Annotated in this window: 27 protein-coding genes, 1 pseudogene and 1 riboswitch; of the genes and pseudogenes, 7 read left to right on the top strand and 21 right to left on the bottom strand. The window is 37.6% G+C overall.

Annotation, left to right across the window (positions count from 1 at the left end; translation table 11 throughout):
• Window positions 1-172: 172 nt before the first annotated feature.
• Window positions 173-733: a helix-turn-helix domain-containing protein gene (locus M3182_RS14810; protein WP_251434139.1), complete on the bottom strand. Its 561-nt coding sequence runs from the start codon at window positions 731-733 to the stop codon at window positions 173-175.
• A gap of 154 nt (window positions 734-887) precedes the next feature.
• Here M3182_RS14810 and M3182_RS14805 point away from each other — a divergent pair, with 154 nt between their 5' ends.
• Window positions 888-1,172 carry a substrate-binding domain-containing protein gene (locus M3182_RS14805; RefSeq protein ID WP_349775457.1) on the top strand — a complete coding sequence of 95 codons (285 nt, stop codon included), beginning with the start codon at window positions 888-890 and terminating at the stop codon, window positions 1,170-1,172.
• Between the two features lie 104 nt (window positions 1,173-1,276).
• Here M3182_RS14805 and arfA read toward each other — a convergent pair whose 3' ends face one another.
• The 11 genes from arfA to M3182_RS14755 form a co-directional block, all read right to left on the bottom strand.
• Window positions 1,277-2,788, bottom strand: a complete 1,512-nt coding sequence (arfA, locus tag M3182_RS14800) for an arabinosylfuranosidase ArfA (RefSeq protein WP_251558759.1) — start codon at window positions 2,786-2,788, stop codon at window positions 1,277-1,279.
• Window positions 2,789-2,793: 5 nt separating this feature from the next.
• Window positions 2,794-3,420 carry a YesL family protein gene (locus M3182_RS14795; RefSeq protein WP_251558757.1) on the bottom strand — a complete coding sequence of 209 codons (627 nt, stop codon included), beginning with the start codon at window positions 3,418-3,420 and terminating at the stop codon, window positions 2,794-2,796.
• Between the two features lie 25 nt (window positions 3,421-3,445).
• Complete coding sequence (locus M3182_RS14790) at window positions 3,446-4,282, bottom strand: carbohydrate ABC transporter permease (protein ID WP_251558755.1); 837 nt, start codon at window positions 4,280-4,282, stop codon at window positions 3,446-3,448.
• A gap of 1 nt (window position 4,283) precedes the next feature.
• On the bottom strand, window positions 4,284-5,237 hold the full coding sequence (locus tag M3182_RS14785) for a carbohydrate ABC transporter permease (RefSeq protein WP_251558753.1): 954 nt from the start codon (window positions 5,235-5,237) through the stop codon (window positions 4,284-4,286).
• Between the two features lie 63 nt (window positions 5,238-5,300).
• Window positions 5,301-6,656: an ABC transporter substrate-binding protein gene (locus tag M3182_RS14780; RefSeq protein WP_251558751.1), complete on the bottom strand. Its 1,356-nt coding sequence runs from the start codon at window positions 6,654-6,656 to the stop codon at window positions 5,301-5,303.
• Between the two features lie 569 nt (window positions 6,657-7,225).
• Entirely contained in the window at window positions 7,226-7,348 is a 123-nt protein-coding gene (locus M3182_RS26610; protein WP_490715555.1) for a putative holin-like toxin, read from the bottom strand.
• A 196-nt stretch (window positions 7,349-7,544) separates the two neighbouring features.
• Window positions 7,545-7,988 (bottom strand): hypothetical protein, encoded by a 444-nt coding sequence (locus M3182_RS14775; protein ID WP_251558749.1) that lies wholly within the window; start codon window positions 7,986-7,988, stop codon window positions 7,545-7,547.
• Between the two features lie 70 nt (window positions 7,989-8,058).
• Complete coding sequence (locus M3182_RS14770; RefSeq protein WP_251558746.1) at window positions 8,059-9,414, bottom strand: DUF3238 domain-containing protein; 1,356 nt, start codon at window positions 9,412-9,414, stop codon at window positions 8,059-8,061.
• Between the two features lie 537 nt (window positions 9,415-9,951).
• Window positions 9,952-10,488, bottom strand: a complete 537-nt coding sequence (locus M3182_RS14765; RefSeq protein WP_251558744.1) for a hypothetical protein — start codon at window positions 10,486-10,488, stop codon at window positions 9,952-9,954.
• A 393-nt stretch (window positions 10,489-10,881) separates the two neighbouring features.
• A complete protein-coding gene (locus tag M3182_RS14760) occupies window positions 10,882-11,004 on the bottom strand; it encodes an anti-repressor SinI family protein (RefSeq protein WP_432806711.1) in 123 nt (40 codons plus the stop codon).
• Between the two features lie 23 nt (window positions 11,005-11,027).
• Window positions 11,028-11,112: riboswitch (cyclic di-GMP riboswitch) on the bottom strand.
• A gap of 227 nt (window positions 11,113-11,339) precedes the next feature.
• Window positions 11,340-12,335: a CE1 family esterase gene (locus M3182_RS14755; RefSeq protein ID WP_251558742.1), complete on the bottom strand. Its 996-nt coding sequence runs from the start codon at window positions 12,333-12,335 to the stop codon at window positions 11,340-11,342.
• A 756-nt stretch (window positions 12,336-13,091) separates the two neighbouring features.
• Between M3182_RS14755 and M3182_RS14750 the strand changes: the two genes are divergently transcribed.
• The 3 genes from M3182_RS14750 (at window position 13,092) to M3182_RS14740 (ending at window position 15,116) form a co-directional block, all read left to right on the top strand.
• Complete coding sequence (locus M3182_RS14750) at window positions 13,092-13,604, top strand: competence protein ComK (protein WP_251558820.1); 513 nt, start codon at window positions 13,092-13,094, stop codon at window positions 13,602-13,604.
• 102 nt (window positions 13,605-13,706) lie between these two features.
• Window positions 13,707-14,579 carry a hypothetical protein gene (locus M3182_RS14745; protein WP_251558740.1) on the top strand — a complete coding sequence of 291 codons (873 nt, stop codon included), beginning with the start codon at window positions 13,707-13,709 and terminating at the stop codon, window positions 14,577-14,579.
• A 303-nt stretch (window positions 14,580-14,882) separates the two neighbouring features.
• Window positions 14,883-15,116, top strand: a complete 234-nt coding sequence (locus M3182_RS14740; RefSeq protein ID WP_251558737.1) for a helix-turn-helix domain-containing protein — start codon at window positions 14,883-14,885, stop codon at window positions 15,114-15,116.
• A 266-nt stretch (window positions 15,117-15,382) separates the two neighbouring features.
• Here the strand turns inward: M3182_RS14740 and M3182_RS14735 are convergent, their stop codons facing one another.
• The 5 genes from M3182_RS14735 to M3182_RS14715 all read right to left on the bottom strand — a co-directional run bounded on the left by M3182_RS14735 (window position 15,383) and on the right by M3182_RS14715 (window position 19,447).
• Window positions 15,383-15,766, bottom strand: coding sequence for a tetratricopeptide repeat protein (locus M3182_RS14735; RefSeq protein ID WP_251558735.1), 384 nt, complete (start codon window positions 15,764-15,766; stop codon window positions 15,383-15,385).
• 9 nt (window positions 15,767-15,775) lie between these two features.
• Entirely contained in the window at window positions 15,776-16,042 is a 267-nt protein-coding gene (locus M3182_RS14730; RefSeq protein ID WP_251558733.1) for a hypothetical protein, read from the bottom strand.
• A 465-nt stretch (window positions 16,043-16,507) separates the two neighbouring features.
• Window positions 16,508-17,086, bottom strand: a complete 579-nt coding sequence (locus M3182_RS14725; protein WP_251558731.1) for an REP-associated tyrosine transposase — start codon at window positions 17,084-17,086, stop codon at window positions 16,508-16,510.
• A complete protein-coding gene (locus tag M3182_RS14720) occupies window positions 17,086-18,621 on the bottom strand; it encodes a YifB family Mg chelatase-like AAA ATPase (RefSeq protein ID WP_251558729.1) in 1,536 nt (511 codons plus the stop codon). Before M3182_RS14720 ends, M3182_RS14725 begins: the two co-directional genes overlap by 1 nt.
• Window positions 18,622-18,883: 262 nt before the next feature.
• Complete coding sequence (locus M3182_RS14715) at window positions 18,884-19,447, bottom strand: DUF7686 domain-containing protein (RefSeq protein WP_432806710.1); 564 nt, start codon at window positions 19,445-19,447, stop codon at window positions 18,884-18,886.
• A gap of 361 nt (window positions 19,448-19,808) precedes the next feature.
• Here M3182_RS14715 and M3182_RS14710 point away from each other — a divergent pair, with 361 nt between their 5' ends.
• From M3182_RS14710 to M3182_RS14700, 3 genes are all read left to right on the top strand, one after another.
• Window positions 19,809-20,513, top strand: a complete 705-nt coding sequence (locus tag M3182_RS14710; protein ID WP_251558725.1) for a toxin regulator — start codon at window positions 19,809-19,811, stop codon at window positions 20,511-20,513.
• A 259-nt stretch (window positions 20,514-20,772) separates the two neighbouring features.
• Complete coding sequence (locus M3182_RS14705; protein ID WP_251558723.1) at window positions 20,773-20,943, top strand: ACT domain-containing protein; 171 nt, start codon at window positions 20,773-20,775, stop codon at window positions 20,941-20,943.
• Window positions 20,944-21,271: 328 nt separating this feature from the next.
• Window positions 21,272-21,649, top strand: a complete 378-nt coding sequence (locus tag M3182_RS14700) for a hypothetical protein (RefSeq protein ID WP_251558721.1) — start codon at window positions 21,272-21,274, stop codon at window positions 21,647-21,649.
• Window positions 21,650-22,244: 595 nt separating this feature from the next.
• Here M3182_RS14700 and M3182_RS14695 read toward each other — a convergent pair.
• The 4 genes and pseudogenes from M3182_RS14695 to M3182_RS14680 all read right to left on the bottom strand — a co-directional run bounded on the left by M3182_RS14695 (window position 22,245) and on the right by M3182_RS14680 (window position 26,704).
• Window positions 22,245-23,153 carry a hypothetical protein gene (locus M3182_RS14695; RefSeq protein ID WP_251558720.1) on the bottom strand — a complete coding sequence of 303 codons (909 nt, stop codon included), beginning with the start codon at window positions 23,151-23,153 and terminating at the stop codon, window positions 22,245-22,247.
• A 203-nt stretch (window positions 23,154-23,356) separates the two neighbouring features.
• Window positions 23,357-23,883 (bottom strand): annotated as a pseudogene (locus M3182_RS14690) (GDP-mannose 4,6-dehydratase); the annotation flags it as partial.
• Window positions 23,884-24,254: 371 nt separating this feature from the next.
• Window positions 24,255-25,250 carry a UDP-glucose 4-epimerase GalE gene (galE, locus tag M3182_RS14685; RefSeq protein ID WP_251558717.1) on the bottom strand — a complete coding sequence of 332 codons (996 nt, stop codon included), beginning with the start codon at window positions 25,248-25,250 and terminating at the stop codon, window positions 24,255-24,257.
• 161 nt (window positions 25,251-25,411) lie between these two features.
• Entirely contained in the window at window positions 25,412-26,704 is a 1,293-nt protein-coding gene (locus M3182_RS14680) for a lipopolysaccharide biosynthesis protein (RefSeq protein WP_251558715.1), read from the bottom strand.
• Window positions 26,705-26,773 lie beyond the last annotated feature (69 nt).

Below are 26,773 nucleotides of genomic sequence, written 5' to 3'. Positions count from 1 at the left end.
CAATTTAATGATAGCGCTTTAATTAGGAGGAATCAAGAAAAAAATTAACTATAATTTAATTAATTTACTATAGTTTAATTCAATCCATAAAAAAACCGCTCGTTTCCTCCTGTTTGTGCATAAAAAACACTGGATAACAGGAGGAATCGAACGGTCAAAAAAAGGATCTTTATTAAAATGTAGGAGGGGTAACAGCAAAAATAATCGTTACTTCTTTATCTGTCGTATTTTCCCATTTATGTTGTACACCCGGTGGGATTTTTACACTATCCCCAGTATGTAAAGTCTCCAGATCATCACCGATTTGTAACAGGATGCTGCCTTCTAGTACGTATGCAACTTCTTCTCCAATGTGAACAATCGGATTTTCAGCTGAATTCGAATGCGGCGGTATTTTCATTAGAACCATTTCAATGGCACCGCTCAAATCTGGGGATAACAACATATACTCCATATTTTGAGGTGGCGGAAATACGATTTTTTTTCTAGAATTTGCTCTTGTGATTAAATCCTTACTATTACCAGATTGGGTAAAAAAACTAAGCAATGGCACTTCTAATGCATCTGCAATCAATCTCAGCGTGTTTAATGATGGATTGGAATGTCCTCTTTCAATTTGACTCAACATGGATGATGAGACATTCGTTTTTTCTGCTAATTGTTTAATATTAAAATTCTTCTTTATCCGATATTTAGCAATTGCTTTTCCTAACTCTAGATTATCCACAGCCATTCATACCTTTCAATATAATACATCATGATCATTATTTTCCCTTAAATTTAATCATATCACGAAGCGACCATTATGAAAATTTTGGATACGCGGGAGATAGTAAGTACGCCAAATATTGTATACCTCATCTCATTGAGGTTGACGAGATTGCTTTATACATTATTCTTTATTAAGAGAACTAAACATCAAAATCCCTGAGGAAATTTCCAACGTTGGATTTGATGATTCCTTATTAGCAGAAGCATCAGAAATTAAGCTGACGAGTGTGAAACACCCTAAAGAAGAGATGGGTCAAGATGCAGCAAAATGGATTGTGAACGCAATCGAAAATGGACCATCTAATGATGTTCCATCCTCAATCATATACGAACCAGAACTGGTGATTCGAAGCTCGACCGCAGCTAGAAAAAAGAGCGAATCTGAAAGCTTGTTGACATAAAAACTGCTAGTCTCTACGAAAAGGAGCTACGGCTATTTCTTAGTCAAACACCTCATAGAAACACCCCACTCTCCCAACCAGAGCGGGGTGTTTTCACCATATAATCACTTTTCACCTTTCTTCAATCGCAACATATTCCATGACAACTTAGGCAACACAGCCGTCAATGTCCCGTTTTCAACAGAAGAATCACGACGATTGTGTGGTTTCACTTGTTCAGAGTGAATGGTATTGATCGCTTTTGGATCGTCATTTTCAAGCACGACATGTTCAACTAAGTCATATCCTTCGAATGAACGAATATCGACATCCACCAACAAGGTATCATCTAAATTTCGGTTGACCGCAAAAATGACCAATTCTTCTTTTTCTTCATTAAAAACAACCGATTGATCCAAATATGGGACATCCGTAAAGTCTTTACTATCATACTTAGGAGAATCCACGATGGAATGCAGCGCCGTTCCGCGTCCATAGACAGAAGTATAATAGTATGGATAGAAGATCGTTTGCTTCCAGATGCCCCCACCTGTTTCGGTCATAATCGGAGCAATCACATTCACTAACTGTGCCATGCAAGCCATTTTTACTCGATCTGAATGTTTTAGCAAGGTATTGAGCATGCTCCCTACGAGAATCGCGTCTTCAAAGGTATAAATATCCTCCAATAAAGGTGGAGCGACAGACCAAGGCTCCACTTCCTTGTCTTGCTCATTTGAGTGGAACCATACATTCCATTCATCAAAGCTTAACTGCATCGTTTTTTTGCTGCGTTTCTTTGCTTTCATATAATCACAAGTCGCAATGACCGTTTTAATAAAATTATCCATGTCTAAGGTGTTCGCTAAATAGTTCGCTGTATCACCATCTCGGTTCCCATAATATTGATGAAGAGAGATATAATCCGCATATTCATACGTATGCTCCAGCGTCTGTGCTTCCCACTCAGGGAAAGTGGCCATGCCGGAACCTGAACTTCCACAACTCACTAATTCAATAGTAGGGTCTACTAGTTTCATAGCTTTGGCTGTTTCCGCTGCAAGCCGGCCATACTCATAGGCCGTTTTCATACCAATTTGCCAAGGACCGTCCATTTCATTTCCTAAACACCAGACTTTTATCTGGTGAGGTTCATGAAAGCCATGCTCTTTTCTTAAATCACTCCAATACGTTCCTCCTGGATGATTGCAATATTCAACTAAATTTCGGGCAGCATCGATGCCACGCGTCCCTAGGTTAACAGCCATCATGACTTCAGCTTCCACTTTCTTAGCCCATGTAGCAAACTCATTTGTGCCAACTTGATTTGTTTCTAACGATCCCCAGGCCAAATCTAAACGTTTCGGTCTTGATTCTTTCGGTCCAACTCCATCTTCCCAATTGTAGGCAGAAACCATATTCCCACCAGGATAACGAATAATGGGCACGTTTAATTCTTTTACGAGCTCCATCACATCTTGACGGAAACCATCCTCATCCGCACTCGTATGAGTAGGTTCATAGATTCCGCCATAAACCGCACGCCCTAATTGTTCAATAAAAGATCCATAAATTCGCGGATTTACTTCCGATATTTTATAAGATTTATCGATGATCATCTTTGCCTTGTAAGTCATTCTCTTCACCTTTCTAACATCAATTTTAGCGGACTCTTTTGAAAAACAGTCATGGAAAGCCATATCCATCCATATGTAACGATACTAATCGTGAAAAAAGGGAGAAGACCAGGAAACCTTAACGAAAGATACAAGACGATAAAAATATAACCCACGATCAGCATCGTATAGTGGAACCGTCCAAAGCCCAAGATGATGGAATTTCGAAAAAAGTCGCGAATCTTTCCATTATAATGAGCCAACTGCGGGAACGACCAGATAACCAAGTTCAGGTAAAACAAAACCAATAGGTAAAACGCAACATAAAAAACAATGTTCATCTCGCCCATGCTTTTCATCACTAAATAATTTAGATAAAGAATCATCCCTGCAAATGTAAGAATCCACCCCACTGCATTCGATTGAATAAATGCTTGGCGGTACTCTTGTTTAAAAGTCCTCCAAATGGGAACTTCCTGATCCCCCATGATCCACTTTCTGAAAATCTTTAGAACAGCCATGGTCGCCGGAAATATCCCCCCAACAACGAGCCCCATCAAGGTATAAAGAACCCATAAGACATTGATGACGACCAAACGAGTAATCCAGGTAAAGAATCTGTCTAGAGATTGTACAACTTTCTGGCTCCTCATCCTTTTTCACCTTTCTATCACGAAATTATCCTTTTACACTACCTGAAGCTAAACCTGCAACAAAATATCGTTGGAAGAAAATAAAGAGAACAATAATTGGGAGAATCGTCATGACCGCTCCAGCAATTAAGGTGTCATAATTATTTCCGTAAGGCGTCAACAAAGTGGCCAACCCTATTGGCAATGTAAATAAATCATTAGAACGGATCACCAGTAGTGGCCATAAGAAATTATTCCAACTGTTTAATCCCTGGAGAATGGCCATTGCGGAGAAAGAAGGCAGCATCAATGGCGCCATTATTTTAAAATAAATGCCATACTCTGTACATCCGTCAATTCTAGCAGCATCCATCAATTCAGTTGGAAGCCCGAGGGCGTATTGTCGAAAGAAAAACACAGCCGTCGGTGCAACAATTAACGGCAACATGACTCCGATATACGTATTGATTAAATTAACATCAATCATCAATTGATAAAGGGGCAGCATCAAGACTTCAAACGGAATCATGATGATGACGAGTACACATAGAAACAGCAAATTTTTTCCCTTGAAATCATAGACCGCCATCGCATAGCCAACCATCGAAGAGAAAAATAACGATAATACAATCGTTAAGGAGCTAATAATCAAACTGTTCCCATACCAGGCCCAATAGTCAGGAGATTGGGTGAAAATATGCGTGTAATTGCTTAGCGAGAGCTCATTCCAATTGATGGAGAATGTGATCCCGTTTCTCATTAATTCGGATGATGGGCGAAACGAGGAGATGATTAAGCTTAATAAAGGAAATAAGGCAATGAACGCTACCACGATAAAGAGGATATTAAAGATCCATTTTGTTAAGGTATTGTTTTTCTTCATCCTACTCGTCACCTCTTTTAAATGCACCTGTCATCAACAAGTAAATAATACTAACTACAAAGATTAGCAGGAGGAGCACGACACCAATCGCGGCACCAAAGCCCATATCATTTTGTTGAATCCCCTGCTGATACAATAACCCAACAAGTGTTAACCCAATATTTCCTGGTGAGTTTCCTTCCCAAATCACATAACTTTCTTCGAATACTCGAAAACCACCAATAATACTGATGGTTGTAACAAAAATAATGATTGGTTTTAAAAATGGAAGCGTAACGTGCCGAAACTTTTGAAAGAGATTCGCCCCATCCATTTCAGCGGATTCATACAACTCCTTAGGAATATTCTGTAACCCAGCTAAAAAGTATAGAACATTGACTCCCATCCATCTCCAGGAAGCCATAATGACCATGATCAACATCCCTGACCATGCATTAAATTGCCAACTAACAGGTTCAAAGCCAAAAAACCCGATGATTTGGTTCGCAATCGCATTCTCTGATTCTGCAAAAACCAATCGAAAAATAACACCGGCAACAACGATCGAGGTTAATGCTGGTATAAATAAGGCAGAACGAAAGAACGTTTTGAACCGTACTAACTTAGAATCTAGCAGCATGGCTAAAATGATTGGAATCGTGACTAAGATCAACACCGTAAGAAGCATATAGACGGTAGAATTCGTTAATGCCTTATAAAAAGCCTGATTAAAGATTCTTTCGTAGTTTTGGAACCCGATAAATTCTACTTGACCTGGTAAAATCCTCTGAAAGCTCATGATTATTGCTTGAATCGTAGGATATAAGGTCAGGATTGCAAAGGAAACAATAAACGGAAACACAAAAATATACGGCACTACCTTTTGGGAGTTAAAGAATTTCAGCACTTTATTTCCCTTTTTTTCTTTCACCAAAGGCAGCGTGTTTTTCCTGTTATTCGCATTTAACTCGGCCATTTTATCCCTTCTAACATTATAAAATGAGATAGATGGACAGGTTTTACCCTGCCCATTCCATCTTTATTCTTTGCTACCAGCTTTCTGCCTTACCGTATCAGCTGATTGTTTTAATGCTTCTTCTGGAGTAAGATTTTGTTCTCTAAGAACACTGTGCATAATATTTGTATCAATTTCGGTTAACACGTCAGGGGTATACTCAGATAAACGAATACCGGCAACATTTTCACGAATAGCTAGTAAAATATCAAAAATATCATCGTGGAAGTACTGATAATATTCATTATCCTCCCTCATTTGTGGGTCTTCCCAAACATCCCAACGTGGAGGGTCAAAACCTAATTCCTTCCATAACTGGATGTTTCCTTCTTTAGACAACTTCGCAAAGTATAAGAACTCTTTCGCTAAATCAACATGTTCAGATTGGTTCGTAACAGCCGTTCCTGTTCCACCCATTGTGACCGATTGATAATCAGAATCAGACCATTTCGGCATCGGACGGATTTGGATTTTCCCTTTGAGGTCAGGCATATAAGTGGTGAAATCCTTCATGTAATACATCGGAATCACTAATGACGCTTGACTACCTTGATTCATCGCTCCATAGAATTCCTCTGAATGGTATTGTCCTCCTGGAGCAATTTCAGCAATTTTATGCTTGTTCACTAAATCATCAATGAATTGAAGGGTTTCAATATTTTTTTCGTTGTCTAAAGTCACTTCTCCATTTTCGTCAAAGAAGTCCGAACCTCTTTGGGCAACAAACGGCCAAATTCCATACCAGTTTGTCGCGATGGTTGTCATTGGCTTTCCTGTCGCTTCCACTACTTTTTTCCCAGCTTCTACATAATCATCCCAAGTAACGATTGAATCGATATCGACGCCAGCCTGTTCCATGATATCGGTATTATAGTAGACAACGGAAGCACCTAAGTGCGTTGGAGCTCCATAGTAGTTTCCATCCTTTGAGTAAATATCCAATCTCTCTGCTATGAAACTATCTAATTCAGGCTCAATCAAATCATTCAGAGATTCTAGCTGAATGTCCCCTTTTAAAAAGTTCGGAAACTTCGCTAACTCAATATCCACCAAGTCAGGTGCCCCAGATCCAGATTGCAAGGCCATCAATAAATTATTGTGCATTTGGTCAAATGGATAATTTTCAACCTTTAATTTGATTGGTTTATCCTGATTTTGTTCATTCCATCTTTCAGCAGCATTTACATAAAAATCAGCGTGTGTTCCCGCAAAAGTCCAAAAAGTTAATTCTGTTGCATTTTCAAGATCTGAACCAGCCACTTTTGTATCATCAGAGCTCGCAGGTTCCGCACTGTTTCCTCCGCCACCGCCACATGCTGTTAGTACAAAAACCAAAGATAATAGCAGAACACTAAAAATCGAAAGACTTTTTCTATTCACTTGCAACCCCCACCTTTAGATTATTTGTCCATTAAACAAACTAAGTATCCCTGTGTAATTTATGTAAGAATCACCCCTTAGTATTTTATATAAACGCAATCTTCAGTTAACTGAAAACGCATTCATCTATTACCAATATCTTACTTAACCTATACGTACATGTCAATGACAAACAGTTTGATTCCAGCGTAAGGTCATCCTTTTTTCACAAAATAACGCCCTTCTATGTACGTACAATATGCAAAGCTATTCTAGTTTAGCTATCTAAGGCGATCACGCTATGTTTTTGGATATCCTTAAAAGTAGTTGTATAAAGAGGACGTAAAACCTATAAATGAAGGGGATTTACCAATAAATCATTTTTATTCGTACCTTTTCACTCGGACAACCCTTTCATTTTCTTCAATCACTTTACTCTCCAAAAACAATCCATCCAATAGAAAAATTTGTACGCACATGCTACACACTATTTTGTTAAGACAAGGGACAGTTTCATATCCTAATCACAGGAATGATAATTTCCAGAACCGTTTCCACATACAAAAAAAATAACACGCCTCTCAGCGTGTTCAGGAGTCTTGGTCCTTATCTTTATTTGTAAAGTCCAGAAAAGCGATCACCAACATACCGAAGCTAATCAACAAAGAGAGTGGGACAAGGGGGACAGGTCCCTTGTCCCACCTGCCTTCCACTTTTGCGGTAAAAGAATGCTAACAATCTAAACCATGCTGGACAAATGCAATTCAACTTATCTACATGACCAGTAATGCACCTAAGGTTTTATGCTGGGCAAATAGAAAATGGCCCCCTTTCCTATAAAGAAGGCCTTAACGAACAGTGAAATTTAATAACGGGGAGGTGACAGTAGAGCACACTCCTCAAAAGGTTTTAAGCCTTTGTTTTCTTTAACAGATTGTTTATCAGCCAAAAGACACCTGGAGTATATACAAACATAAATAAGTTATAAACCAGTTCTGGCTCAGAAATAAAACTAATATTATTTAGACCAAGGGTGATTCCCCAATATAAAAGGATTCCTAAACCAAAGACAGAAATATGAAGTATAAAAGAGAAAATGCTTTGATCCAAACGAACCTTTTTTAAAAGAAAATCAATGAGAATCGAGATTGGGATTCCAATAATAAAAATTATGGGTAGTACATAAATAAATGAGTACGCTAAAATCTTTACCGTAGCACCAATTAGATTGGTTAAAGTACTTTGGTTAGTCACTACCTCAGCGCCTTTAGATTCAACCAAATAATAGATGAATCCTGAATTCAGGGCCGTGAAAAACCCAGCAATAAGTTTATGCTTTATTTCTTTAATCATATAAACTCCTTTTCTAAATGAATCTAAATAACAAAGGAGAACCAGGATCTGGCTCTCCTACAAATATTCATTACATACTAACTTCAAAATATTTTTGAGGAGTACCAGGAGCTAAATATCCAAAGTCCAAAGTACTTCCAACAGCATAGGTATATGCCGTTAAAGGTCTTATATCCGTATAGGCATTTCCAGCGTAAAGTTCATGATTCGGAGCTTTATCATGTGATCCTCTTAAGCTAAAAGTACCGTTTTTATAGACGGTTCCCTCATAATAATAGGTGATGTTTGGATAAGAGGAGTGAAAAGGAATACCTACATCATGATTGACTCTCCACATCATTTTTGTACTAGACACTAAATCTTTAGTTACTTTAATTCCACTATTACTTTCAGTATCTCGCATTAAAACATTACCAGAAGAGTCATAGAGTACACTTTCTCCTACTAAACGGTCTGCATATAAATCGGGGTACCACCAATCAGCAAAAACATCTACTCTCGTTCGATATTTATTTGAAAAAGGATCGTATCCTCTATTGTCCCCTTTTAGTCTTGTTCCATATTTCCCAATTAGTGTTTCATGGAGTTGATTTGGATTATCCACTGACGCAAAAGGAATAAAGGTTTGGTATCGGAATATATACGCCGGAACTTCTGCTCCCACGTCTGGAATTCCTAAAGTTTGAATCGGAGCTTCCACAAATTCCTCTGGAACATCAATTGTTTCTAATTCTGCTTCTGAAATCTCTTCAACCGTTTCAACTACTTTTCCTACTGTCTTCACTTCATTAAATAAATACTCTTTATCGATTTTCGAATAGTCGATATCATTCTCTTTTAATTGCTTTTTGATTTCTTTTTTCTGCTTGTTTGATACCTCTTTAGAGGAAACAATCTCATATAAATAATCTTGACCATTATTCACTGTAGAATCAGTGTATTTTGTAGTTGAAACTTGATCCAATAACTTTCCATCTCGGTAAATTTCATAGATCCCGTCATCATCAGGAATTGTCTCCCATTCTAATGTGACAAAATCCTTTCCAACTGTAGAGACTAGATCCGTTTCTTCAGAATATGTAGTATCTGTAGCCTTATCTTCCTTTGTTGGCTTTTCTTTTTTCGTTTTAGCTCGGTGTGATACAATATCTACTAGTTTTTCATTATCATAGACACCGATTTTATATGTATACGAGTAATCTGGTTCTAGATTTGCATCCACATATTCTTTCTTATTCCCTTCCCAGACTTTCTCCCCATCCCTATAAACTTTGATATAGTTTCCTTTGAGATTTTCCGTCTCCAATTGGATGGAATTAAACCCTCTTTTTGATTTGATCTCTGTTAAGTCTTTTGCCCCTACATCCTGTTGGCCGACGAATAACAATCCTGCAGCCACTAAAAAGGGCACTACAATTTTTTTCATGATTACCTCCTATTGGTGATTTTTGTCAGTTTTTAGTATATTTAAAGAGACAACGGCAATCAAGAAATATTTACCATATTAGTAAAATTAAACCAAATGTAATGAGATAAACGACCCGCCTTCTAATATTCATCAATAAACTATCATTCTTTTTTACTATCCTAAAACATGAGGATAGGTTCTTTATCCCGGTTGGCGTAGTAGAATGCTAACGCTCTATTCAACGCTGGACAAACACGGTTCCGCTTATAGATTTGACCAGTTAAGAGCCCCGTAGCTGGCCTTGCCAAACGTGGCTGTGGCTTTCATCAATAAGAAACTGTCGTATTCATCCACTACACTCAGTCTTCTTTCACTCACTAAAGCTTTTAAAACGAGAAAAGGCCCTCCTATAAAAAAGAGGACCTTTCCCTAAAATAAGATGCCAAGGTAACACATCTTGCAGAATATTAAAATCGATGTAAACCCGACCCACAATAGTCCAACCATTTGTCGTAACAGGCACCGTTTCCCAAGGTGATCATACACGATCCCTTTTTACCGTTTCTTCTTTTTTCTTTTTGATGGTCTGGGCTTACTTTGCACTTTCACTTCGTTATTGGACGCTTTTTCTTTTATTTTACGTATTTCAGAGTTCTTTCCTACGGTATAAATGACCAATGCAGGACCAAGCAGCGTTCCTGTATCACCAATTCTTTTGACAATCTCTTCTTTAGAGAGATCATAGTCATTCAAAGCTTGTTCTAATGCCACTAGGAAAAAATCATAGAATACGATAAGGGATAGAGAAACAAGGATACCAATCGTTAGCAATACTCTTTGCGGAGTTTCAAACTTATTTGCCTTCTCAAATTTTCCATGAGTTTCATTTTTCAATTTATGTAACTTGAAATATTCATAAATGGCTAAAAAAATACTAAAGACCGTTAACCCTAGAAGAAGGTTAGCTGGTATTTCCCTCCCTATCCAAATTAAATAAATGCCCCAAATAAAACCCGATAAAATGAAAAGGATAGGGAAATTAATCTGCTTAGAATATTCCTTAATGATATCTACTAAAATTTTAATAACCATGACCATTTTAATCCCTTCTCTTAACAAGCTTTTCAGTTAAAGATGCTATTCTCTAGGCGAACAAACGCCATCAATCTCTTTAGACAAAACCCAGTAATCGGTGCGTGGCAGACACAGGGTCCCTAAAGAAAAGGGAGAATATAGAATCAACCAAATCATTTCGACATATTCACACAATATCCTTCAAAGTAGAGGCGGAATTTTTACTTCTTGGTCTAAAAAGAGCCTCTTTACACATAAAAAGACCTAAACTAATTATGGTATACTACCGGGAAACATTCTGTGAAACAAGTAAACTCGGGGTGTCCTTGTGACTCACTCTGACGCCCCATTACTAGAGACCACAACCAAATGTCTTACAAAACGAAAAAAGGACCCAATAAGGTCCAATAATTATTGATTAAGAAACACTCTAATTTCCTCAATAGGGATTCCCAGGTCCAGGGCCTCGTTGATGAGTTCCACCCATTCGAGGTCTAGGTTTAGTTCTTGTGCTAACACTGCTGTAACCATCATAACCTCCTAAAATATGTACTATTTTAGGCAACCCAGCCGTCCTAGTGGATTCACCTTAGACCTGTAGTTTTGCGTCCTAATCTTTCGAGAAGTTTGCCTTTTTCTAATCCATGTATAGGTACATTTTACCATAAAATTTCCAATCTGGAGTGAAAAAGCGTTCGTGTTCTTTCGACATAATTCTGCCACATTTGATAAAAGTCGTTGAAGTCCTATGAAAAATAAATTGACAAACCAATGCCAACTCCTCTTAAAAACCCCTTTGTAAATTGTTTCTCAAGTTTTCACCATAAAAAATCCCCCTATCACCAGAAAGAGGGATCCATTCTCGAGCATTATTTATGATTCTTCAATTTAGCTAGTTTATGAGTCTTAAGTTCATTCCAAATGGCCTCACTTGCATGGATGTGGTAACTTGTTAATCCAATTTGGTTCGGTTTGAGATACTGTGGACCTCCTGGCCAGGTATGTCCGCCACCTTCAACCTTATACAAAATGACTTCCGTACCATATTTTCCACCGCCATACACTTCACGGAAGATTTTTGTCGGGTCTCCCTCTACGGTTTGCGGCAGTTCTGTTACTCTAGCTTTTGATACAGTACCGTTTGCCTGTTTCCAGTAATCGATTGTTTCATCGACGGATAGAAGGGATCCAGGTCTTCCTTCATACGGAACAACAGGATCGGTATCCCCCATGACATGAACAACGGTAATTGGCGCTTTAGGAGTTTTGTCTGCGTACATAGAACCTAATTGGCCAGTGACAGCGCCGATCCCCGCAACCTTGTCGGAAAGCTCCACAGCTAAACGGTTTGAAAACATCGCTCCATTGGACATGCCTGTAGCATAGACTCTGCTTGTATCGATATTAAAGGCTGCATCAAAATGATCAATCAAAGCGGAGGTAAACCCCACATCATCAATCCCTGCCAGTGTCCCTGTTGCTGTCCCCGTATTCCATCTTCTGGTGATAGGAGAACTAGGATTAAATTCATTGTTTTCAGGGATAATCACTTCATCGTTCTCATTGATTACTGTTCTATCCGGAAAAACAACGATGAACCCCTCTTTCTCAGCAAGCTTATGATAGTCGGTTAGTAAAATTTGTCCGTCCGAACTACTCCCCGATCCGTGGAAGGATAGCATCAAAGGAAGGGCCTTCTTTCCTGTATACGTCGAAGGAACATAGTACTTATAGGTACGTTCATACCCTTCAAACATCATCTTGCCACTTTTCACTTCATATGTAGGTTCTTCAGCTGCAACACCAGAGCAAATAGACAGGAACAACACAAAGATGAGGAAAACAGATAGCCTTCTTTTCAACATTCCACATCAACCCCTTTTTACTTATTGAATTTTCTGACATTAATAGTATAAACGAGAGTCTCCTTCTAAAACAAATGATTCTCTCTAAATGGTTCTTAATGACTATAGGGTAGTTGAAAGATTCGTGACAGGTGATTCAAGGGTACCCATCCATTCCTTTCTTACTAAGATAGTAAAACTGATCACTACAATCGGTCTCATATTATTTTTATTGCAACTATTTAATACCTTATATTGGTGTGAAAGGGAGTCAGGTACCAACCATTACCTATCATCTATAACTACCGTTTCTCAAATATCTCTATCCAGAACCTGAATGATTCCTCTGTGAAGGAAAGCCATTTCCCCTCCATTCCCTCTTCTATTCCATCCTTTCCCTAGTTTCAACATATCGACATAATTTTACAAGAAATGGTACGCATAGACGTTCCATCTAGCCATTTTTCTTATGGTAAATTTTTCATAGGACTTATTCATCATTCCGTGAAGTCCTTACCTTCTCGGAATGATTGAAAACACAGATGATGAGAATAAACCCTTCTAATCATGCAGTGATGGGTCATCCTCCTCCATCTAAAGTTAACACCCTCAAGAATAAAAGTTTCAACTAGAATCCCACGCAGAACATAGCCTTACGTTGAGAGAAATTTAATTTTTACCACTGCCTCAAAACAGCCAGACATTTTAACCTGCACTCAAACCAATTTGAAATCGATTACAACAAAATCAACTTTTGAAGGAGCCAACCTCGTGATTATGAAAAACCACTATTTCATCGATACACAATTTATGTACATGACGGGCCAATATGACCGCTGCGGAAAGTTTTGCGCGCAAGTTACCGATACAAACGGGACGTTCATGGTGGACCAATCCCCCATCGAGATTCTGAATGCCAGTATCCAGTCAATCGGCTTTAATTATCGTGGAGCACTTGAAACATCTAGGAAGCTACTGGGCGATATCCACATGTGTCCGATTATGGTCAATCCTATTCACCGAATTGTCGTGTTCCCAACGCGTTCACATAAACATGAAGACGCCATCTGGTTGAACCCCCTGCAGATTAAAAGAACCATCTCTTTCAACAACCAAACGATGGTTTACTTTATCAATGGGAGCCATGTTGTTATTCCAAATCGACTATACTCCTTCAACACCAAGCTTCAAACAGCTGAACAACTCGAAAAAATGACGAGAGGCTCGGATACTAAAACCATTCATTTTATACTAGATCCAGCGAAAAGAAGAACAAAAGATAAAAAATAGCTTTTATAAAAAGAGGGGGAGCCTTTCTTAGGAGGGACTCCCCTCTCCACGGACACAAACCAAAAATCATACAATAGATGGCCCATCTAGAAGGAGACTCAAATGAACGGAATTATCAAACGTCAAAAAACATCACAGTTTGCGCAGATCGAGAACCACGTGTTACAAAATTCATTATCGGATATCCGCTCCATTGGCTTAATTGCTCACTTAATGTCCATGCCAGCCAACTGGCAAATCCAAAAGACCCATCTCTACCGAAAATTTGGACGCGGGCCAATTACCAATGCAATTGCCGAACTTGAGGAAAAGAAGTATTGGGTCCATATTACATACCGAGACGGAAGCAAGACCATTCACTCCTATCATGTATCAGATGTCCCTTTCATGGATGAAGAAGTAAGTGCAAGAATAACCGAAATTACAGATAATGGCTTATGTATTCGAGATATTAGTGCTCCGTTCCAACATTTACTACCGGAGACGAATTTTGTTGTGTCTATTCCGAATGTAGATTTTGGACATTCCAAAACGGACAGTCAGACTCCGACAGTCCAAAATCAACAACTATTAAATAAAGAAAAAGAAATAAAGAGGCAACAAATACAGAAGAGTAAAAGAAACATTGTTAATTTACAAGAACCAAACAATCCTTTCCTTGAAGAGGAAAATTTCAAACAAGCTCTAACACTCGCCTCTCATGAGTTTTATCCTCTCTACGCACCTGAAAGATGGAGCAAACAAGCGTGGGAAACATTGATTGCCACCTTTGTCGAGGAAACAGTGAAGACAGGTAGAAACAGGGATATACCTAGTGAACAGATTTCACCGTATGCTAGAGCAGCAATTCTCAACATGGTGCATGCATTCGATCGGAAAAATCGCAGAAAAACCATTCACATGATGATTCCAGAACGTCCTGTGCCTTTTTATGATTGGGTGAGTGGAACAGCTGCGGAAGAGGAGCAAGTATAATCAGCTGAACAAATAAAGGGAGGAGATGTTTTACTCTTCCCCTCCCTTTATAGTTTAACTTAATGACCGATAATGTTTTCGTTAATCCACATTATGAAATGCAAAAAATGAGTTTGAAAAGTCCCCCTTTTTGGAACGTTTTCTAAGAAAGTAGGTGTTTTTTCAGACATTTGAACCATTTATACTGAAGAGTTCATCTTTTCGCCATCCTAATCTAAAAATGGTACGCGTAGGCGTACCACCTTTAGATTTCCTATATGATAGTTTTTCTATATAAGCCTATTAGATTGGATGTAGAGAGCTATGGGAAAAGAAGTTCGGATAACTCTATATGAATTAATGAAATCACGTAAGATTTCTTCTATTAGAGAATTGAGTAGGTTAACAGACATTCGCCATGCAGCTCTAAGTCAACTGGCGAATCAAAAGAGAGAATTTATTCATATTGACCATATTCGGAAGATTGCAGAGTCACTCAAAGTTTCAGACTCCAATGAGATTATTAGAATTGTGGATACAGACGATCAAGATGAATAGTCCAATCGAATGAATTCAACAACAAACCTCCTACCAATTTCAGTACTATTTGCTGATTATGGGATTGGTCGTTGATGGAATGGAAACCCATTTTCTTAACTACCAATTGAACTTTCGTACTAAACAGCAACTGGTAGCAGCAATAACAACCTCGACATAAAATTTACAAAAAGACCTGAGTTCTGCGGACAAGAACTCAGGTCTCACTATTTCCCCCTTGAAATAATGATAGTCCTGTTCATACGGACACATGAATGTATTCATCCTTATTCAGAAGGGTGCATTCTCCCAATATTCAAGGCGTCCTCATACTCATTAGGTTTCTCTTCTCTTAGAGGCTCAATCCTAGGATCACGGTCAAAATCCTTCCAGGTTTCTGGCCTCACACTTAACGTCTCTTTTAATATCTTTAACGCTAATCGCCATTCTTTATAATCAATATATAAAAATACTAAGTCAGACAAGGTTTGATAATTATTTGGGTGGTGTTGAAGGTATTCTTTAAAATACTGTTCAGCCTGATCTAGGTCCCTCTTGATATACCAATATTCATAAGCCAACGTATTATAAACATTATACATGGATGCATCCAACTTAATAATTTCTTTTAGTAGCCTGATCTTTTGTTCTGTATCTTGTATCGCATGCATATACTGCATTCATTTTTTGTAATGCCTGTTGCTGGCTATAGAGCTTTTCTTGATACGTTTGATCGAGTTTCTTAACCTCTTTAGCCACTTCCTTGTTAATGATCCTAGGAAGTTCCTTGTGCTATACCATCCATATAAAGCAAATGCGACCCCACCTAAAGCTCCCACAGTGGCAAGCACGATCAGCAAATAATTGGCCTCAACCTGCCCTTCTCCGTTCCACGCATGAATCATGCCCATTGCCATTAACCCCACAACAATGATGGTGATGATCATTTGAATGAATAAACCTCATATACAACCCTCTCCATTTTTTATATCTATGCGCTGTAGACAAGCATTGCTTCATCTAAGGAAAGACGATCTACACTTTTATTCTAATAATCGTTCTGCTTTATAAAAGGCTGTTTTCGTAAAGATTGTTGTTAAAATTCTAAAGCCGATTTTAACGCCGGATAAGCCATTTTGTGCGTTCGTACTAAGGTTACTGACTCTTTTCCCCTGATGTAAAGTTACTATTCAGTGAAAACACAGCTTATTCTTTTCTATTTATATCTATCAGAAGCAACAAAGTTTGAGAAAAGAGCCTTATAAAATAATTCCCTTCTAGAAGATGATTAGCCTCTTAATATGTAAAGGGATCACTTTTCATCTTTCATTCTAACATAAATAAAATCCTTCATTCATCAGCAATCACAACCAAAATTTCTACAAGAACAGCTTATATGATTCTTTCATATACTATGAATCCTCAGGTGTATGATAAGCACTTCTAACTACACTCCCACAATACTTCTCCCTCTTCTCTCCTTCCGTTCCTTCATAAAAATCAGTGATTTTGTTCAATTTCATAAACCGTGGCGGAATGTATTGAGGATAAGGATAAAAATAATAACCATAACTACTCCAAGGATAATGCTCTGGCTTTTTGACCATTCTTGCTTCAACGGGATTTAAATGAATATACCGACTCACTTCTAGCATCCCTTCTTTATCGTCAATCAGCTTGTCGTAGAATCTTTTCTCAAAAACATGTCCGGAGATGCGATATTTTGTATTGTAATAGTTGGCATATCGCTTATTCACTAGCGCCATTAGCTTTGATAGTGATGTCTCTCGGCTACAAATTTGAAAATGAAAGTGGTTTGTCATAAAACAATAAGACGCCATTTCAAAAGGGTACTTTTCATGAAGCTGTTGGAGGATATGGAAGAAGGCTTCGAAGTCGGTTGCATTTCGAAAAAGCGGATCTCGTCGGTTCCCGCGGCACACAACGTGATAATAACGATTAGGTAAAAAAATGCGTTTCGGACGGCCCATTAGGTTTCCCTCGCGATGCTTTGCTGTTTTTGCACGCCCAACCGCCTCAAACCACAAGCCTCCCAAAGTGAACCATCCGTTATTTTCACTTCCCCATCTAAATCGGAAATCGTTCGGGCGAGGCGAATAATTTTGACTTGAACACGATTGCTCCAGTTTTGCTTTGCCGCTACCTTCATCAGCATCCGTTGTTGTTCAGGAGTTAGTGGACTCGTTTCTGTTAACCTTTCAAACGGTACTTTTCCGTTCGTTTTTTCCACCTGGTAACGCTGGTACTGGAGTTCGCGTGCCTTTTCCACTCTAGCCCGAAGATCAGCCGAGGTTTCTCGCTGTTTTCCTGTCTGATCTAAATTGACGGACTGTAAGGATAACAATATATCCATACGGTCATAAACAGGCCCAGAAATGCGATGGCGGTAAGAAAGGATTTGTTTCTCTGAACAAGTACAATAGTGGTGATTGGACCCTAAATATCCACATGGACACAGGTTCATGGCTCCAATTAACAGAAATGAAGAGGGATAGGTAACAGTGGAATGGACTCTACTGATCGTGACAGTTCCTGTTTCGAGGGGCTGGCGCAGCATATCTAACGTCTTTTTTGTAAACTCGGCCATCTCATCAAGGAACAATACCCCATGATGAGCAAGCGAGATTTCCCCTGGTCGCGGTGAGGAACCGCCCCCAATAATTGCAACCGCAGATGCGGAATGGTGAGGGTGTCGAAATGGAACATGATGATAAGATTCTCGTTTTTCTCCCGCCACCTGATAAAGACTCATCACTTCTAACTGTGCCTTAGTCGTTAGCAAAGGAAAAATCGACGGAAAGGTTTCCGCTAGCAGGCTTTTCCCGCAGCCAGGTGGACCACTCATTAATACATTATGCTCTCCTGCAGCCGCGATTTCCAAGATTCGTTTAGGATATTCATGTCCAATCACATGTACAAAATCTTTTGGATAGGGTTCTTCCTTGAATAGAATGGGCTCTGTATGTTCATGCGGTGGAAGGAAAGATAGACGACATTGTCCAGCCAAGTGGTTGACGACCTCTTCAATATGATGAACAACCACACACTCCATTCCTTCGAACATATGAATTGGAATCAATGGATCATGAGGAAAATAGATTTGTTTCACACCAAGTTCTTTTGCAGAAACGAGAGCCGGCAGCATCCCCTCAGCTCTTTCGATGGTTCCATCAAGAGACAATGCCCCAATAAACGCTGTATCTCTAGGAATCTCTTTTTCTATCACACCTAGCTCCTTTAAGGCAGCAATCCCAATGGCCAAATCAAACAACGGACCGTTTTTCTTTTGTTCAGAAGGAGATAAATTAACCACCACCTTCTGATCCGTCACATCCACACCAAAATGACTCAGAGCTGCAATCACCCGCTCCCGCGACTCTTTCACAGACGCATCCGGCAAACCCACAATAACCACCGACTCCGTCCCAGGTGTAATCCGAACCTCCACTTGCACAAGATAGCCCTCTAGACCCTTAAGACCAATACTTGATACTTTAACCGTCACAAAAAGACCTCCAACTATTTAATTTTAAGTTTAAAGAAAGAAAAAGGATGGAATAAAACCCTGAATGAAGAAAAAAGCAGATATACTAGAAGACATTAATAATGAGGACTCTACCCAATGATTCGACAGCAGGAACCAAATTCCTGCAAAAAAATATTCAGCATAAGAAAAAGCCCCCTTTATCAAAAAAAGAAGGCTTTGTCCCAGTAGAATGTTTTATATAATAAAAAAATCGGAGCACGATAGGGTCTGTCTTAAACACTCACTCTATATCATCTGTAGGATCATATAGATTCAATTTTATCTGGAAACCCTCGTACGTCATAAGCATCTTCCCCACTTCCTCCCATGTAAATGGCTGTCCATCAAGAATAACAAGTGGAGTGCCGTCAGAGGTTTCATCATACTCAATAAGCCCGGTGAGTTGATCACTAATCATGGCATGGTATGCCTGTCCGCTCGGAAAGACTCGTGTTTCAACTTGTTGCTCCCCAGTACCCTTTCGTGCCTTTTCAATTAATTTGTTAAGTAGTTCTTGTTGATTGCTGTCCAATTCACCATGGACAGCAAATTTGTAGCCAAATTCTATATTTTCCTCTGCTTCCAAGAAAATGCCATTCGGATGAATTCGTCTATCTACGCAAAAGGTGCGATTTACCCCTTTATAATCCTTCATTGAAAAAGTTTCTGGAAGCGGCTCTAAATCAATCTCGAGTTCTTCCGCCATGAGGTCATTATAACAATGAGTACATAAGTACATGCTTGTCTCTTCCATCTGCAAACTAACTTTTGCCTTATTCGATTCACAGCGCTCGCACAAGTGCATATCCTCACCTACAATTTTTTTAGTCCTATTTTATCATAACTGCAGCGTTAAAGATTGGGTTTGCTCCGGCTTAGCGGACAACGAATAAGCGTAAGGAAAACGCAGAAAATCGAGGAGATACCATTCCCAGACAGTGTAAAACCACCCACCCTATCACTCTACAAATCTCGACAAAACTCGGGTGTGACCACAGGCACCGGACTCCGTGCAACACCATATGGAACAATAAAAATCAGGGCGTGACAGTGACACTCAATCCATACTTACAATAAATTCCCTTTTTATTGTATACTATTAATTTCATATATAGTAGTATAGTACTATAATATAGTCCTATTTTACTGAAAAGGAGTCTAAACAGATGAGTCGTATTTTGTCATTTTCTAAAAAGTATTGGCGCTATATTCTTATAGCCCTTCTCGCACTATGGATTGGATCGGCTGGAGGCCCTTCCCAAGATGAATTAAGTACCGTCGTTAATGCAAATGTCGAACTAAATGAACAGGTTGACAGCCTGGAAACGACAAAAAAGGAATATGAAACTAAGATTGAAGAATTAGAAGCGAAAGTAAAAGAAGCTGAACCATTCTTCAATTTGAAGGAAGAAGAACGGAAACAAAAAGAGGCCGAAGCTAAGGCGGCTGAAGAAAAACGTTTAGCAGAAGAAAAGGCAAAGGAAGAAGCTGCACGTAAAGAAGCTGAAGCAAAGGCAGCCGAAGAAAAACGCTTGGCAGAGGAGAAAGAAAAGAAAGGGTATGAAACAGGTATTACATATGATCAACTAGCAAGAACACCGGATGATTATATTTCGGAAAAAGTAAAATTCAAGGGGAAAGTTGTTCAAGTAATGGAGGGTGACGTTACCACTCAAATAAGATTAGCGGTTAATGATGATTATGATACTATTCTTTTTGGAGAATTTGATTCTTCCATTATTGATTCAAGAGTATTAGAAGATGATGTAATCACAATTATGGGATTATCTGCTGGTCTAATTACTTACCAATCTACAATGGGTGGAGAAATATCCATCCCAGGTGTATCCATTGAAAAAATAGAACAATAACACGAACAGGACCGAGTAGTAAGTACTTGGTCCTCTCTTTTTTGTGGAATAAAGATACATTGTTCAGGGTATGACAGTGCACGGTACCAATATAAGAAACCTAGTAATACTTAAAGTAAACATTTAAAAAGCCCGAGATCTATTTACATACCTCAGGATTTATTAATTTATCATTCTACAAATTTTGACAAAACTCGGGTGGTGACAGGCACTCAAACCCTTTACCAACCAATGAGGGATTAAAGGATGTAGAAAAGGATTGGTATGTATAAAAGTAGAGGGGGTTTTAGACTTTAGCTTAACTGGAATATTATCGTCTTTAGCCAATCCTTTGGCTGAAAATAATATCAGTATCTTTGCCATTTCAACCTATATACAGATTACCTACTGGTTAAAACTCATTCCATCGAAAAGACAAAAATCATATTAGAAAGTGAAGGGCACTCATTTAATAGCATCTAAATCCGTTTATGGCAATAACAGGGGCTATAACACATATAGAAATAAAAGGAAGGATCTTAAAATAGGCACGTTTTATATATACCACGTGCGTATTTTGGATCCTTTTCCATTCATAAAAAGTCTGGTCATTTATACATTTATAAGTGGCCAAATATACACTTCCGTGGAACATTCCTGTGAGACTAGAAAAGTCGAGTGGTTACAGTCACTGTTCCACTGTTTTACGCAGGATATATCGTTCGTTATATAGAATTAATTATTTGATACAATCATATACTTTTCAGGGGGAGAGACAATTGAATAAAGAGAAGATTGACCTTATTTTCGAGCTAACCGCTATTTATGATAGGTTGAATGACCAACAAAAAAAGCTACAGAATTATTTGGTCAAGGAACGTATTGAGATAATTCGTTCAAAGATAAAAGACTTAATGATTGACCTCTATAAAATGGATAATCTTGAACCTAAAAAGAAGTTACCAACTAAAAACAAACCAAAAGCAGTAAAAAAAAATGAGAAAAAGTATAACCATTATGCTACTAAGAACAAATACAAAAAGGAGAATTTTGCACCAAAAGGAAGGAATTCAACAAGAACTTCTTCCAGCCATAATTCATCAGGGGGCTTTAAATATAAATCTAGTTACAATATAAGGGATTATGAGGATTATTAATATGATTGAACAAGCGCCCCCCACTCACATATGTAAGTGGGGCTTTTAAGTTTTGAGTTTTTTTTATAACCCTATAGATTATATGCAGTCAACCAAGTTACTGTTTTAATATGTCAAGTGTAATTGGATTACGTTAGAAGTAAGAACGGCTGCTACACCTAGAAGACAAATAATGAGTAATGAATCTAACAATATGGTTCAGTATGAACCACCAAATTCCTTCAGAAACTAAAATATTTATAGCCAAGGAAAAAGCCCCCTATATCATAAAAGAAGGCCTTTAACCCGTGGAACATTTCCGTGAAACAAGAAAAGTCGAGGAGTGACAGGCACCGTTCCCCCATTCAATATGAAGAATCGATAAAAATAAGTAATTGAAACAGAAATCAAAAATGAAAAGAGAAACGTATTAAAGTATTTAATCTTTATCTTTTGTTCATCCGTAAAAAAGGTTCTACCTAAATTACTTTTTGTATTTAGTGCATTAATGGGAATAAATACACTAGCTAATGTTAAAAATATAGGAATTACTACATTTAAGACTTTCAATTAAGGGTCCTCCTGAAAGGAATATACGTCCCATTAATTAGTTTACCTAAGCTTTTTCCGTACTCTTTAAATAATAATAAATAGAAACCAAGGTCTCATTACCACAAAGTTTAAAATACCTTTTAAATTTTTCATGAAATGTGTACCAAAAGACAAAGTTTATTATTAATAGACCAACAATAATAAAGTTAGAGTACGGGTTGAAGTACTGAGGATTTAGATAACATATAAATAAGACTAGGACTTGTATAAATGATATAAATGACATAGACCGATAAAAATTATATTTAGCTAGAAAAGTATCATTCATATTCTTTATACTCTCATGATAGATTATTATTTTTGCTAATTTATATACTGAATACCACTCTTCTGGAAACTTTGTATTGAATCTTTTATTTATCATTTTCATCGATTCAACAAGTAAGACCTTGTTTTCTTTTTCATAATCTTCAGTCTTAAATACAAATACAACTTTAAGATTATAGATTATAAACTTCTTTACCATTCTGAAATACTCATTTATAAATCGGAATACATCCAATGATTTATATTCAGTAAAATTAGGTTTTTTAGATAATAGATAATTTGTAATTTTTTTAACTAAGATGACGCCCCAGTTATATATAAAGAAAACCATTTTGTTAATAAATTCATCAAATATTAATCTAAACATCCAATAGTAAACCTTTGAAATAACTTTAATTACATGCCCCAATAAATATGCATTTACTAAATAAAATACTACTATTAGCCAAAAATGACTTAGTATTTCTTTGTGAAATTCAAATAAGGCCTTAAATAATACTATATCTTTTAAAGCACTTTGAATTTCTGAAATTACCTCTTCAGATATTAAAAATAGGGTTGTAAAGATTATACCCGTTAAAAAAATCAACCCCGGTATCAGCAAGCCCATAATATCAAAGAAGTAGATTTCAATTTTCTCCCACATAATATCGCCCCATTTAGTACATTACATTTTATTAAACCTTATACCGCAGCAATTTTCCAGCTTCAATCTGTTTCCTTGATAATTGAAACCCTATTTAATCCCTCTTTCACAACTTAGGTGTAGTTCCAAAAATTATAGCCCCTTGGTTAAAAGGGGCTATAGAAGTCTATTATAAAGTATTGTTTCAAAGTATCATATTGCTATTAAACTAAAACCTTACTCTCAAATCCATTCGGATTCTTCTCCTGCCATCTCCAAGAATCCCGACACATCTCTTCAATTCCTCTTTCTGCTACCCATCCTAGTTCTTTCTTAGCCTTAGATGGATCTGCGTAACAGATTCCTACATCGCCCGGTCTTCTATCAACGATACGATAAGGGACTTGTCTACCTGATGCTTTCTCAAAAGCTTTAACCATTTCAAGTACACTGTACCCCTTACCTGTTCCTAGATTATAAGCTTCTACTCCACTACTGGACATGACCTTCTCTAATGCTTTTAAATGTCCCATAGCCAAATCCACTACATGAATATAGTCCCTTACGCCTGTCCCATCTACTGTTAGATAGTCATTCCCAAACACTTGTAATTCTTTCAGTTTCCCTACTGCCACTTGAGTGATATATGGCAATAAGGTTGTTAGGCATACCCATTGGGATCCTCTCCAATTACCCCACTCTCATGTGCCCCTATAGGATTAAAATACCGTAATAAAGCAATGATCCATGATGGCCTGTAATATATTGTAACTGCAAGACAGCAGTTTTTGCTAGATAAAGATGAACACTTTTTTCCAGAATAACCTCAGTTACACTATGATGACCTCTTCAAAATGGAAGTTAACTGGAGGAGTGGAAGGTATGAAAAATGCTTCGTATAATGAAGGGGTTAATCAACTTACGAAAATAGGATTTATGATAGTAGCTATCTCCAAGAATTAGAGTATCAAGAAACAAAGTTTGGACCTACTTTATCAATTTGTTCCTCATATGGTATTTCTAGAATTTTAGCGATGGCTCAAATATTAAATTCATAAAAATTAAGTTTGACATATATAGTCGCCAGCAATTTAAGCTCAGCGGGCAAATTACTAAGTCGCACTATTCCTTATAATTCTTCTCAAACCGCCAAGCATCCCGGCACATCGCTAAAATATCTCGCTTTGCCGTCCAGCCTAGTTCCCTCTTTGCTTTTGAAGCATCCGCATAGCATGAAGCGATATCCCCAGGTCTCCGATCGATGATTTCATAAGGAACTTCTATACCATTCGCTTCTTCAAAAGCTTTTACCAATTCTAGTACACTAGTACCTTTTCCAGTCCCTAAATTATAAACATGAACACCTTCAGTAAGGCTTTCCAATGCAGCAACATGGCCTTCAGCAAGATCTACCACATGAATATAATCTCGAACCCCTGTGCCATCTACCGTTGGGTAGTCATTTCCAAACACACGTAATTTCTCAAGTTTACCTTTTGCAACTTGGGTTACATATGGCATAAGGTTGTTTGGAATACCATTAGGTGCCTCACCTAACTGTCCGCTCTCATGGGCACCTACAGGATTGAAATATCGAAGAATTGATAATGAAAAAGCAGGGTTTGCATTTGCTATATCGGTAAGAATACGCTCACTCATGGCTTTCGTTTCGCCGTAAGGATTAGTTGTTGGTAGGAGATCCATTGTTTCTATAAAAGGTACTTTGTTATCTCCATACACTGTTGCAGATGAGCTGAATACAAATCGATGGACACCATATATCTTACAAGCTTTTGTTAGAACCATCGTGCTCACGATATTATTGTAATAATACTCAAGTGGCTTTTCTACTGATTCACCAACCGCTTTAAGACCAGCAAAATGAATAACTCCATCAATCTTGTAATTTCTGAATATAATATCAACAGCTTCTGCATCTGTTACATCAATCTCGTAAAAGGTTACTTCTTTATCAGCTATATCCATGATTTTCATAACAGTCTCACGCTTACTGTTAGATAGATTATCAGCAATAATGACTGAATGGCCAGCTTCTAGTAGTGCAACACAAGTGTGTGAACCTATATATCCGGCACCGCCGGTTACTAGGATGTTCATAGTATTTTAACACCCACTTTAATTTTAGTTTATTTCGAATAGGACTTATTAAACCGCAAATATTACCTTTTCGATAGAGTTAAATATTTCTAAAGTCTTGTAGGTAAAACATTAACTGATTTTTAAAACATAGGATGCTCATTCTATAGTTTTAAACATACCTATACCCTAGTACTTCTAAATTGTTTACTAGATTGGATCACCCATATTATTAAATATATATAAGTAATAGAACCACTTACGGAGTATAATAAAATTGCGATAATGTCGTTTTCAAAAAAATATACCCCTATTATTAGGGCTAGGATGTTAAATAAAATACTAATAACTTCATATATTAAATAGCTACTCTGCATATTTAATACTGGAATTGCACTAACACTTGGTCTATTTATAAACAAAAAAAACATCCATAACGCCATCCATCTCGCATATTCTCCAGCAAGAACCCACTCATCGCCAAATACAAAACCAAATAACCAGGGGCCAAAAACGACAACAATTCCAAACGGAAAAATACCCAAAGCAACAAGTGCTAATGTTCCTTTTACTAATAAATTTGTAAAACTCTCTCCTTTATTGGCTTTCTCAGCAATACGTGGATATAACACATCACTTAATGATTTCCCAATAAGTCCAGTAGGTATTTGCAATACTGTCCTAGCTATAGAATAAAATCCAACAGAAGCAGGTCCAAAGAAACTAGATAATAGTAATATAGGAATGCTTTGAGATATTGAATTTATAAAAACTTGTGGTGCTCTATATAGCGGAAAATCAATGTATTTCTTACCTAGTAATTTTAATGTTGTGACTTTATATTTTTCTAGTAAATTACCACCATTGGTTCGGGGTGAACCTGCATAAAGCATCAATGCATGTAATGCGTTAGCTAAGGCTGAAATTATAATTAGAACTGTTGCTACAGGGTTTAACAAACCTATCCCCACTTTACTAGCATTCAATATAATAGCATGTAGAAATGCAAACTTAGCAATAACTCTATATTGCTTAGTTCGAATTAACCATTGTTGAACTACTTGAAATAGGGCAGAAGACAATATTACAACAGGTATTAAATATAAAAACGGTTCTATTGCTTGAATTCTAAATATTTTAACAATTAACGAGTCAAATACTATTATAATAATTGATGTTAAAACTACTATTATTAATGAAACTAATATAGAAATATAAATTAATCCCTTGGCATCTCTATCACTTTTTGGAAGCACAATAGCGATTGGGTAATTTAAAGCAGCTATTGGAGCAACAACTCCAACTATTGCCATAAACACACCTAAAACCCCAAATACCTCTGGTCCGTAAAGACGGGTAATAAAAGGTGAAAACACCATTGTAACAACTTGAGCTGCAGCAGTACCAGTAGCCATTAATACTACATTTCGTACGAATGGTGCTTTACTTAATTCTAAAACAAAGTTACGTCTCATTAACTGTTACTCCTATAATACTTATTTAAAGATGTGTACATAATAATTCTATTGTGATTTTTAATCTAC

Origin of the sequence: Mesobacillus maritimus (genome assembly GCF_023715205.1) — a bacterium.
GTDB classification, from domain to species: domain Bacteria; phylum Bacillota; class Bacilli; order Bacillales; family Cytobacillaceae; genus Mesobacillus_B; species Mesobacillus_B maritimus_C.
The sequence above is the reverse complement of the archived record's forward strand: the minus strand, read 5'-3'. Positions and strand labels throughout refer to the sequence as shown.